Below are 11,335 nucleotides of genomic sequence, written 5' to 3'. Positions count from 1 at the left end.
ACGTCATGTGCAGAGCGTTACAGGGAGGTGCTTGCAGCGTGTCGGTGGAGTAGACCCTTTGTTCGACTTTTTATACAAACAAAAATAGATCAGTTATTTTTCCAGATCGGTATTATTCGATTTCTACAGGGCAATAAATAGATTTAGTTACTTTCTCAGAATGGTATAAAAATTCCCTTTAATTTAACAAAGAGTCATTCATGCGTATTTTGCACACCTCCGACTGGCACCTTGGCCAGCACTTTATGGGTAAAACCCGTTTTGCAGAACATCAGGCTTTTTTAAACTGGTTAGTCGAGCAAGTACAGGCGCAAGCCGTGGATGCCGTACTGGTGGCGGGGGATGTATTTGATACCGGTACACCGCCCAGTTATGCCCGTGAGTTATACAACGATTTTATCGTTCAATTGCAGCAAACGGGTACTCAATTAGTGATTTTAGGCGGCAATCACGACTCGGTTGCCATGTTAAATGAATCACGAAGCTTGTTGGGCTGCTTAAATGTACAAGTGATCCCGGGCGTATTAGCTAACCCAGAGCACCAAGTATTGACGCTTACCGATCGCACAGGCAACCCCGGGGCCGTGTTATGTGCCGTGCCTTTTATTCGCGCGCGGGAAGTCATGAGCAGCGAGTCTGGACAAAGTGCCAGCGACAAGCAGCACAGCTTGCAAACGGCCATTGCGCAGCATTATCAGCAATTATTTGAGCTTGCTCAGCAGCAAGGTCAGCGCGGCTCTTCTCCCTTACCCATTATTGCCACTGGGCACTTAACGACGGTTGGCGCGAGCACCAGTGACTCGGTGCGCGAAATTTACATTGGCACCTTAGATGCCTTTCCTGCCAGTGCTTTTCCGCCAGCAGACTATATTGCTTTAGGCCATATTCATCGACCGCAAAAAGTGGGTGGGCATCAGCATATCCGCTACTGCGGCTCGCCCCTTGCATTAAGTTTTGACGAGGTCGGCCAGCAAAAAGAAGTGTTATTAGTTGATCTTGCATCAACAGGGCTCAGCGCGGTCACTGCTTTGCCGGTTCCTATTTTTCAACCTATGGCTAGAGTGAAGGGCAACTTGCAACAAATTGGTGAGGCCATGAAAACGCTCGCCGCCGAGCAGGCAGCACTCGAGCAAAGCTTAGCGGTATGGCTAGAAGTCACGGTGGCAGAAGATGATTATTTAAGTGACTTACAACCGAGAATTGAACAACTCGCTGAGGGGCAGGCGCTAGAAATATTATTGGTACGCCGCCAGCGCACGCTACAACAAGATGGCTTAACCGCCGAAGTGGGGGTGACGCTAAGTGAGCTGACCCCGCAACAGGTGTTTAATCAACGTCTGGCAACGCAAGCGTTACGGCCAGAGCGCGAGCAGGCATTGCATGATTTATACCAAGGGTTATTAGCTGATATGGAGCAAGATGCATGAAGATCCTCAGCCTGCGGCTAAAAAACCTAAACTCCCTAAAAGGGGAGTGGAAAATAGATTTTACCCAAGCGCCTTTTAATGACAGCGGCCTGTTTGCCATTACCGGACCGACGGGGGCGGGTAAAACCACCTTGCTGGATGCTATTTGCCTAGCGCTGTATCACGAAACGCCGCGTATGAAGCAGGTATCGGCCAGCAATAACGAGCTTATGACCCGTCATACGCCAGATTGCTTAGCCGAAGTGGAGTTTGAGGTTAAGGGGCAAGGTTACCGGGCATTTTGGAGCCAGCGCCGCTCGCGGGATAAAATAGACGGCAAGTTGCAAGCGCCTAAAGTTGAGTTAGCTAAGCTTGATGGCAGCATTATTAGCACCAAAATTAATGATAAGTTGCGTCTCACTGAAGAACTCAGTGGTTTAGACTTTGGCCGCTTTACCAAGTCTATGCTATTAGCCCAAGGGGGCTTTGCCGCCTTTTTACATGCGAATGCCAACGAGCGGGCCGAGTTACTTGAAGAGCTCACTGGCACCGACATTTATGCGCAACTCTCACGGCGAGTGTTTGAGAAAACCCGCGAGCAACAAGGGACACTCGCTGAGCTGAATGCGCGAGCCGCGGGCATGGAGTTGTTGAGTGACGAGCAGCAACAGCAAATACACAAGGACATAGCCGCCGCTGAAGTAGAGCTCGCTCAGCAACAGCAATCGTTAGCGCAAGCCCAAGTGAGTGTGCAACGCATTCAGGCTTATCATGGGGCACAACAGCAACAAACAGCAGCCGAAAAGGCACTTACGGCTGCCAAAAACGCCTGGCAAGAGCAAGCCGCTGCGCGTCAGCAGTTAGCGCTTGCAGAGCCTGCCCGTCGCCTACAAGCGGATTGGCAGCCATGGCAAGATGCCCAAGCGCGACTAAAAAAATATCAAACCCAACTAAGCCAAGCCCAAGCCGCACACCAACAGCAGCTGATGGCGCAACAACTGCAAGCTTGGCAAGGGCTGCAAGTGAGTCGCAAGCTGAGCCAAGCGTTAACGGCTAGTGAACAGACCTTGCTAGCAGAGCACGCCTTGCTTAACCAGCAAATGGCCACCAACCCAGTGGCCGAGCGATTAGGGGAATATTTAGCTGTTTGGCGTGAACAAGTGCACAGCAACGTAAGCGAGCAGGCAAGCTTAACGCGGGCACAAGCGGGGCAGGCTAAGTTACAAACCAAGCAACAGGACCTAGCACAGGCTTATCAGCAAACGCAGTTGCAAGTCACGCAGGCAGCGCGAACTGTAGATAAGGAAAAGCAGGCGCTTAATACGCAACAACAACAGCTGACTCAGTTATTAGCCGGTGAGTCGTTGCCCGAATTGCGTCAAACTTTGCAACAGCTTAATCAGCAACAAGGGCGATGGAGCCAAGTGCACCAATGCTGGACGCAATCCGCTAAGCTAACTCAAACACAAGCCAAGCTGAGCCAAGCGCTGGCGGAGCACATGCCAAAGGCGAGTGAACTTGAGGCGCAATTAACCCAATCACGGGCGGACTATAAAGCGCTACAAGAACATATTCGCGATAAAGAGCAGCTACTAAAGCAAGAGCAACGTATTCGCGCCTTAGAAGAGCACAGAGCGCGCCTACAAGATAATGAAGCTTGTCCTTTATGTGGCAGCGAGCATCATCCGGCCATTGACGCTTATCAAGCCCTAGATGATGCTACCGCCAACAGCTTAGCCGACAAAATACGCGAGCGCGAAGCCTGTGAGCGCCAAGGCATGCAGCTTAATAAGGCACTAGCGAACTGCCAAGCCGCCATTGCGCAACAGCAAGAGCAAATGCAGGCGCTAGCTGAGGAGCTCAAGGAGTTAGAGGCTGAGTTAGCGCGCCTGTTAGCAGAGCTTGGGATAACGGCCAGTACCCCTGCTGAGCAAGCAGCACAGCTAGCTCAGCGTCAGCAGCAGTTACAGACTCTTACTACTCAGTGTCAGCAGCTTGAGCAGCAGCAAGAGGTGGTCTATCGCTGCCAAGAGCAGTTGCAGCAGGCTGAGCGTGCACTGGCCCAAGCTCAAAGCGCACAAGGCTTGCAAGACCAAGAGTTAGCCTCATTAACTGAGCAACAAGCCCAATTACAGCAAGAGATCACAGCACAGCAGGCGCGAGTGACCCAGCAACAAGCAGAGCTGGCCGCGTCACTCACCGCGCTTGATTGGGCTGTGCCTCATGACTGGGTGGCGTGGCTAAAAGAATGCGAACAGCAATGGCAGACTTGGAAAAAGCAGCAAGCCCGCGTACAAGACATAACCAAAGAGTGCCAGCAGCTGGCGGTGAGTTTAGATGCCGCCAATGCAGAGCAGACTCAGTGGCAAAGGCGTTGGTCGGCACTAGACATTCCTGATTTGGCTGAGAGTGAGCCAGTGGCGGGTAGCGCGGCTGAGCTTGCGCAATTAAATGAGCAGTGGCAGTACAGTCAACAGCAGTTGCAACAACATATTGCCCGCATTGACACCTTACGCCAGCAGGCGGATGAGCTAACTGCTGAGCTAGATCACCGCTTAATGGTGTGGCAGCAACAACTCGCTGATAGTCCATTTAGTGATGAAGCTGCTTTTTTAGCCTCGTTATTAAGTGAGGCGGAGCACACACGTTTAGCCGAGCAACAGCGAGTATTAGAGCAAGCACTACATAAGGCGCAAACCTTGGCGGAGCAAGCCCAGCTGGCAGTGGATACAGCCAAGGCTTGCTTAGATGATCTAGACCCAAGCGCTGAGCCTGTCTTGCAAGCGCAAATACAACAGCACCAAGCGCAATATAATGAGCAGCTTCAACAGCTGGGTGGCTGGCGCGCACAGCTTGAGACTGATGCTCAGCGTCGAGCCCGCCAACAAGCGTTATTCGATGACATTGATGCCCAGCAACAGAGTCTGCAATTATGGGAGCAGCTGAATCATCTGATAGGCTCGGCAGACGGCGCTAAATATCGCCGCTTTGCCCAAGGGTTAACGCTTGAGCATTTAGTGCAATTAGCCAACCAGCGCTTGGCGCGCTTACATGGTCGCTATCAGTTGGCGCGTCAAGTCGGCGGTGAGCTTGAACTGTCGGTGATTGACACCTGGCAAGCGGACGTGGCGCGAGATACCCAAACCTTATCCGGCGGCGAAAGCTTCTTGGTAAGCTTGGCATTAGCACTGGCGCTGTCAGACTTAGTCAGCAGTAAGACGCGCATTGACTCGCTGTTTTTAGATGAGGGCTTTGGCACCCTCGATGCCGAAACCTTAGAGGTGGCATTGGATGCGTTAGATGCCCTTAATGCCAGTGGCAAGATGATTGGCGTGATCAGTCATATAGATGCACTAAAAGAGCGCGTGCCAGTGCAAATCAAACTCAGCAAGAGCCAAGGTTTAGGCTTAAGCCGCCTTGCACCTGAGTTTGAGGTAAAATAGCACCAAGCACCAAGCTTAAAAGATGACGGCTTAACGTCGTGTTAAATAAAAAAAGCCCGAGTCTGTCATAACAGACTCAGGCTTTTTACTTGGGGGCTTAGTGTCGTTTAATGTGCAATAAAACCTGGAATACCGGGCAACATATCAACCGCTGCCATAATCACTAGCAGTACCACAAAGGTAATACCTGGAATCACCCAGCGGTCGGTGCGGCGCAGTGTTTTGCCGCGCTCTTTATCGCCAATCAAACCTAGGTTATCAAGCAGCATGGTCATAGACCAACCAAAAACTGGGTTAACGAAGGCTGAAGCAAACACCACTATACCTGCCGACTGACTACTGGTAGTGCTACGGGTCATCTGCATACCTGCTTCTAGCAAAGGCATAAACACCCCAACAATCAGCGCCACACTGAGTACCGGAGGCCATACTGCCAAGTCCATTGGGTAACCCCACAGGGCGGCAACAATACACATGATACCGGTTAAAATGGCCCCTGCCGGAATCGGGCGTTTAGCAATGGCGGCTGGGATAATATAAGTTCCCCATGAAGAGGCTAAGTTACCGCCGCCCAAGACACTACCAAAGGCTTGACGAATGGCAGCCACACCCATGGTGTCATCCACGTTCATCAGCACTTTGTTGGCTTTTTTAGGGTAATTCATTTCTTGGAATACCCGCTGACCCATTACATCTGGCGACCACATAGCTACCGCTAAGATGGCAAAAGGAGCCACACTAATAAAGGCACCTAAATCAGGCAAGCCCATCTTCCAGCCGGTCTCTTCACCCCACCAATAAGTAGGTGACAAGGGTGGAATACCAGGCTCGGTGACAAACTCAAACGGCGCACCTAATGCCAAGGCAATAAGCAGAGCAATGCCTGAGCCTAGCGGAATAGACAACCAGCGCATGCCCCAGCGAGCCAATAGGGCATACATAATAATGGTACTTAGTATCACCACAAAGGCGATATAGCCCATTTCGATGCCGTTCGCCCAGTTGGTAATTGACTTCAACTGGCTCAGTAAGCCGATGGCCCCAAGGTAAATTAAGAGTCCACCTCGGACCCCATCACTGGTTAAGGCCATCAACTTACTGCCGCCTTTACTGATACTCAGCAACAGGCCAAAAAAGCCCACTAATAAGCCCAGTGCCAGCGGGTGACCACCCGAGGCTACAATAAGGGGAATAAGAGGGATCATGGGACCGTGGGTACCGGCCAAGTTCGCGGTAGGATTAATAAAGCCCGAGAATAAAATAACAAAGAAGATGGCTGCAATCAGCATTTCAAAACGGGTGTTTTCAACCACAAATGAATCTGATAATCCTAATGGACCAGCAAAGGCGGCAACCACAGCGGCTACCATCACTATTTTACCAATAGTGGCGGCAAGGGCGGGGATTAAATCTTCCAGTTCAAAGCGGTAGTCTTTAAAAGGGATGTTTATCCGCCAACGCTTGGGCTGCATAATCGATAATTCGTGCTCAAGGTAAGCTGCGCGGCTTTCAAATTCGCTACTTGGCTTGTGCTGAGCTTGGTAACTGCTTTCAGATTCGTTACTTGGCTGATTTGCTTGGTAACTATTTTCGTTGGTGTGTGACACGTGACTCTCCTTGATGCTGACCATCTTAATGGTGTCATTTTGAGCCCGATAATAGGGTGTGTTATCAGCTTGTTCTATTGGACATAAGTCTTAACTTTTATGAAACATCTAGCTGGGCTTGTCATAAAATAAGCAGGCACTTAACTGTGGACCTAGGTTGCACGTTTTATAGCTTGGTGTTTGTCTCGTTTTAGCTAAGCCATTTATGATATGTTTTGTGCACTAGAGCACACTTTTTGTAGGGTAATGTTCGTAAGCCGTTTCTGTAAATCATTTCTATCAGTAATGAAGGAGCTTGCACATGATAGAACTACACCACCTTAATGATTCTCGCTCACAGCGTATTATCTGGATGCTAGAAGAATTGCAGCTAGAGTATGATATTAAGTGCTATCAGAGAGATACTCACACCAGCTTGGCGCCGAAAAGCCTAACGCGCGTTCATCCTCTGGGTAAGGCGCCAATATTAACGGATGATGAGATAACCTTGGCTGAGTCGGGGGCCATTATCGACTATTTAGCGCAGCGTTACGGCACAGCGTTATTACCTAAGGCAAATACGGCCGCTTGGTGGAATTATGTGTATTGGTTACATTATGCAGAAGGGTCTTTAATGCCGCCGTTATGGATGGGCCATGTGCTAGCAAAAGTACAGCAAGCTCCGATGCCGTTTTTTGTGCGCCCCATAGCTAAAAAACTCGTGGCAGGCATTAATGATGCTTTTTTGAGTCAGCAGTTACATACTCACCTGAACTTTGTAGCCGATCATCTTGCTTGTCATGAATGGTTTTTGGGGGATAACTTGAGTGCTGTTGATATTCAGATGAGCTTTCCGCTAGAAGCCGCCATGTATAACCCTAAACTGGCAGATAGTTACCCAAGAATTAACGCCTATGTGGCTCAATTACAAGCCAGGCCTGCTTATTTACAAGCGCTAGCAAAAGGCGGGGCTTATGTGTATGGCCCTAAAGTGATGGCCTAATAATGGCCATAAAACCCTGCACCTATAACCTTTACAGTGAGACACCTAATGGATGATGTGAGCGATCTAGAAAACTTGGTGATGCCAGTACTAGATAAGTATGTGCCTCAGTATTCAGATTTGTTATATACAGCCGCCGCTTTATTGTTAATTGCTTTATTGTCGGCAGCGATTCATTTTTTATTGCATAAAGTGGTGCTGGCTTGGGTAGAAAGTCGTGCCAGAGGCGATCGTCGTGTTTGGCGTAAGGCATTTTTTGAGCGTCAACTATATAGCCGTACCGCCTTACTCCTACAGGGAGTTATTATTTATACGCAAGCAGGGCTGTGGTTAGAAAGTAGCTCAGCGTTACTGCCCCTCATTCAATCGGTCGCGCATATTTGGATTTTGTTATATAGCTTGCTGGCGCTGTTCGCTTTGCTAGATGCCTTGTTGGATATTTTTCAGTATAAGCCGTCTATGATTAACTTTCCGCTGCGGGGTATTTTTCAAAGCATTAAGTTAATGGCGAGTATTTTTATCAGTTTACTGGTTATTTCAACCTTAATTGGTAAGTCGCCTTTGATACTGCTCAGTGGTTTAGGTGCCATGACAGCCGTGCTGATGTTGGTGTTTAAAGACCCTATCTTAGGTTTAGTGGCCGGTATTCAGCTTTCTGCTAACAATATGCTTACCGTAGGAGACTGGCTAGAAATGCCCAAGTACGGTGCCAATGGCGCTGTGATTGATATTGGGTTAACCACAGTTAAAGTACAAAACTGGGATAACACCATTACGACGATTCCAACCTATGCCCTCATTTCTGACTCTTTTATAAACTGGCGTGGCATGAGTGAGTCGGGTGGGCGTCGATTAATGCGTAATATTTTAATTGATAGCAGTAGTGTACGTTTTTTAGATGAAGCTGATATTTCGCGTTTACGCCGAACACAAATGCTAGCGCCTTATCTAGATGAAAAAATAGCAGAGCTTGCTGAGTATAACGAGCAGATGCAGCCCGATTTAACTTCATTGGCTAATGGGCGGAGATTGACAAATTTAGGTACCTTTCGGGTGTATTTGGAGAAATTATTGCAAAACCATCCTGATATTCACCAACGCATGCTGTTGTTAGTGCGCCAATTAGAGCAAACCCCTAATGGTATTCCGGTTCAGGTTTATGCCTTTACTAAAAGCACGGGCTGGGTGAGTTACGAGGCAACACAAGGCGATATTTTTGACCATATTTTTGCGGTGTTACCCGAGTTTGGCTTGCGCGCTCACGAGTCTCCCACCGGCTACGATATGCGCATGCTGGCGAGTGGGCACGCACCAGCAGCAGATGGTGCAGCGCAGGATATTTAGACTCCACTTAATATCAAACACACTAAATATTTGTTCTATTGAAAACCTGCAAGAGAGGAAGGTGACTCTGTTTCCTCTAGGTCCAGCTTTAAATCAGATCACATTTTTACTTAGATTGGTATGACTGCTTCTTTAGTGCGATTGGTATAACTTGGGGCAATAAAAAAGGGCCCTTAGGCCCTTTTTTATGGTTCAGATATTCGTTTATTCAGGTTTTCTTGGGTGGTTAGGGTAGCTCTCGCTGCCTAATACCTTGCCATCGACCTCTTTACCGTAAAAAATTTCTACGTTGTGCTTATGAAAAGTATCACGAGTGGCTTGTACATCACCTTCGTTACGAGGGTCTTGTGGGCGATCATGAGAGTTTAAGTAGGTGGCTACATCCCATGCTTGCTGGTCGGTGAGCTTGCCAGGCATGCCCAGCGGCATATTATGCTTAATAAAGTTAGCTGCCGTGTTCACCCTGTGCATACCTGCACCCCAGTTATAGGTCTCTGGGCCCCATAATGGTGGGAACACATAATGTTCATTCACTTGTTGACCTTGGCCATTCTCACCATGACATACAGAGCATTCTTGCTCAAATACCGCTTTGCCGCGCGCAATATCAGGAGTCAGCTCTGGCTTTTCAAGTTTAGGGTAACCGCGGCCAGGCAGTTCAGGCTCTTTGCTGCCGCCATTATCTAAGTAAGCTTGAGTAAAGGGGAAATCATCGCGCTTACCGCCTTTGAGCAATTCGGCATCACTCGGCACAGGCATGTCGGCCACATCAAAGTCTTCGCCTGTAAGCGTGCCCTGTGCTAACCAATAAGCATAAGCTGATAAGTCGACTAACACATCATCGTCTGTGGGCGGTGGAGTACCGTTCATCGAGAATAAGAAACAACCCTGCATGCGCTCTTGAAAGTCATTTATCTTATTATTTTTACTACGATAAGCGGGGTAGCTCATATAAGCGGCCCATAAGGGTGCGGCATTTTCTTTTTTACCGGCATCCATGTGGCAGTTCACACAGTTTAAGCCATTGCCGTTAAATTCAGGCGCTACTGTTTGGGTGTCAACAAAGTACTGATAGCCACGCACTACTTTTTCACCCAGTTCACCAGCAGGCAGTTTATCCCAGCCTGGTGCTTTGGGATATTCACTGAGTAGTTTACTGTCTGGTAATTCATCTTGTATGGCGAGCTTGGCGGTATCTACCGCATAGGCGTTGCCAACAAAAGCTAATGATGCGCTTAATAGCAGAGTCGCAGAAGATAATTTCATCATTATTTAGTCTCCACATTGGCAAAGTAGCTAGCAACGGCAGTGATTTCTTCGGCTGTTAGTTGTTTCGCTATATGACCCATCAGCTCATGACTATCGCCGGTTCGAGTGCCTTTTTGCCAAGCATGCAATTGGCTTTCAATATAGTCAGCATGTTGACCTGCAAGATGAGGAAAGGTATCGCCGACGCCAACGCCTTCTGGGCCGTGGCAAGACACGCAGCTGGGAACATTACGCTCCCAAGCGCCTAAATAAGCCAGTTTTTCGCCAACGTCGGTGAGCTCTTGTGGTGCTTTATCGCCCCGAACTACCAAGGTGGCTGGCTGGGGTAATGGCAAGCTTGCAAACCATTCGCTGACAGCTTTAATACCGGCATCGTCTAAGCCGGCAACCATTGGCTGCATAATAGCGTTTTTGCGCTCACCGTTTTGAAAGTGTCTAATTTGTTCAGCGATATAAGCCGCTGGCATACCGGCAGTCGCGGGGGCCAAATGTGGCATACCTAAGCCGGTAGTTTGGTGACAAGCGATGCAGGTTGCGGCCTGCGGCGGCATCTCGGCTGAAGCCGGCAGTGCATTAAGCGCCAGGGCACTGGCTAAGAACATGAGTTTTTTCATAATTATTATCCTGAGTTGTGCTTCCGTGCGTATTCTATGAGGGTCGTCACAAAGACGGTATACGTACTTACCACATAAGAGGAGGAGTTTTGATCTAACTCATACATTTACGTTACATAAAATCAACATTGTCGACAATAAATGTAGATTAGAGATGATGCAGGTGCAACCACAGCCGCGTATCAAACTCTAGTTGATGGTAGTCGGGCTCCATATGGCAGCAGAGTTGGTAAAAGGCTTTGTTATGATCTTTTTCTTTAAAATGCGCTAGCTCATGTACCACTATCATGCGTAAAAATTCTGGGGGAGCTTCTTTAAATAAGCTGGCCACGGTAATGCTGTTATGAGATTTAAGCTTATTGCCCTGTACGCGAGACTGAAAGGTATGCATGCCCAGTGCTTGTTTGAGCACTTGTAGCTTGCTGCTGTAACTCACCTGAGTGAGGGGGCTACTTTTACGCATATATTGATTTTTTAGCTCAATAACATATTGATACAAGGCTTTATCACTTTGTATTTGATGGCAATCTGGATACTTCCTCTCGAGGTAGCCTCCTAATTGCCCACTGCTGACAAGCGTTTGGGCCTGTGCTTGAAGGTACTCGGGATAGTGAGCTAGGTATTTTAAGTGAGTCACGGGGTTGATACCTGCAAGGTTATACCAATCTAA

General features: G+C 48.5%; 8 protein-coding genes. 4 read left to right on the top strand and 4 right to left on the bottom strand.

The window, feature by feature from the left end; translation table 11 throughout:
• Positions 1 to 200 precede the first annotated feature (200 nt).
• Together sbcD and ACTHY5_RS09275 are read left to right on the top strand one after the other, a co-directional pair.
• Positions 201 to 1,427, top strand: coding sequence for an exonuclease subunit SbcD (sbcD, locus tag ACTHY5_RS09280; RefSeq protein WP_441878967.1), 1,227 nt, complete (start codon positions 201 to 203; stop codon positions 1,425 to 1,427).
• A complete protein-coding gene (locus tag ACTHY5_RS09275) occupies positions 1,424 to 4,849 on the top strand; it encodes an SbcC/MukB-like Walker B domain-containing protein (protein ID WP_441878965.1) in 3,426 nt (1,141 codons plus the stop codon). Before sbcD ends, ACTHY5_RS09275 begins: the two co-directional genes overlap by 4 nt.
• Before the next feature lie 107 nt (positions 4,850 to 4,956).
• On the opposite strand, the gene ACTHY5_RS09270 is transcribed toward ACTHY5_RS09275, so the two are convergent.
• Positions 4,957 to 6,456, bottom strand: a complete 1,500-nt coding sequence (locus tag ACTHY5_RS09270; RefSeq protein ID WP_441878963.1) for a DUF3360 family protein — start codon at positions 6,454 to 6,456, stop codon at positions 4,957 to 4,959.
• A gap of 301 nt (positions 6,457 to 6,757) precedes the next feature.
• Between ACTHY5_RS09270 and ACTHY5_RS09265 the strand changes: the two genes are divergently transcribed.
• Together ACTHY5_RS09265 and ACTHY5_RS09260 are read left to right on the top strand one after the other, a co-directional pair.
• Complete coding sequence (locus ACTHY5_RS09265) at positions 6,758 to 7,438, top strand: glutathione S-transferase (protein ID WP_441878961.1); 681 nt, start codon at positions 6,758 to 6,760, stop codon at positions 7,436 to 7,438.
• A 48-nt stretch (positions 7,439 to 7,486) separates the two neighbouring features.
• Complete coding sequence (locus ACTHY5_RS09260; protein WP_441878959.1) at positions 7,487 to 8,782, top strand: mechanosensitive ion channel family protein; 1,296 nt, start codon at positions 7,487 to 7,489, stop codon at positions 8,780 to 8,782.
• A gap of 204 nt (positions 8,783 to 8,986) precedes the next feature.
• Here the strand turns inward: ACTHY5_RS09260 and ACTHY5_RS09255 are convergent, their stop codons facing one another.
• The 3 genes from ACTHY5_RS09255 to ACTHY5_RS09245 form a co-directional block, all read right to left on the bottom strand.
• Entirely contained in the window at positions 8,987 to 10,051 is a 1,065-nt protein-coding gene (locus ACTHY5_RS09255; protein ID WP_441878957.1) for a c-type cytochrome, read from the bottom strand.
• Positions 10,051 to 10,665 (bottom strand): c-type cytochrome, encoded by a 615-nt coding sequence (locus ACTHY5_RS09250; RefSeq protein ID WP_441878955.1) that lies wholly within the window; start codon positions 10,663 to 10,665, stop codon positions 10,051 to 10,053. Before ACTHY5_RS09250 ends, ACTHY5_RS09255 begins: the two co-directional genes overlap by 1 nt.
• A gap of 148 nt (positions 10,666 to 10,813) precedes the next feature.
• Entirely contained in the window at positions 10,814 to 11,302 is a 489-nt protein-coding gene (locus ACTHY5_RS09245; RefSeq protein WP_441878969.1) for a YgjP-like metallopeptidase domain-containing protein, read from the bottom strand.
• Positions 11,303 to 11,335 lie beyond the last annotated feature (33 nt).

Origin of the sequence: Oceanisphaera sp. (assembly GCF_052084945.1) — a bacterium.
Lineage (GTDB): Bacteria > Pseudomonadota > Gammaproteobacteria > Enterobacterales > Aeromonadaceae > Oceanimonas.
The sequence above is the reverse complement of the archived record's forward strand: the minus strand, read 5'-3'. Positions and strand labels throughout refer to the sequence as shown.

Coding starts and splice junctions, on each gene's coding strand:
- sbcD (WP_441878967.1), top strand. CDS start 201: ATGCGTATTTTGCACACCTCCGACTGGCACCTTGGCCAGCACTTTATG.
- ACTHY5_RS09275 (WP_441878965.1), top strand. CDS start 1,424: ATGAAGATCCTCAGCCTGCGGCTAAAAAACCTAAACTCCCTAAAAGGG.
- ACTHY5_RS09265 (WP_441878961.1), top strand. CDS start 6,758: ATGATAGAACTACACCACCTTAATGATTCTCGCTCACAGCGTATTATC.
- ACTHY5_RS09260 (WP_441878959.1), top strand. CDS start 7,487: ATGGATGATGTGAGCGATCTAGAAAACTTGGTGATGCCAGTACTAGAT.
- ACTHY5_RS09255 (WP_441878957.1), bottom strand. CDS start 10,051: ATGATGAAATTATCTTCTGCGACTCTGCTATTAAGCGCATCATTAGCT.
- ACTHY5_RS09250 (WP_441878955.1), bottom strand. CDS start 10,665: ATGAAAAAACTCATGTTCTTAGCCAGTGCCCTGGCGCTTAATGCACTG.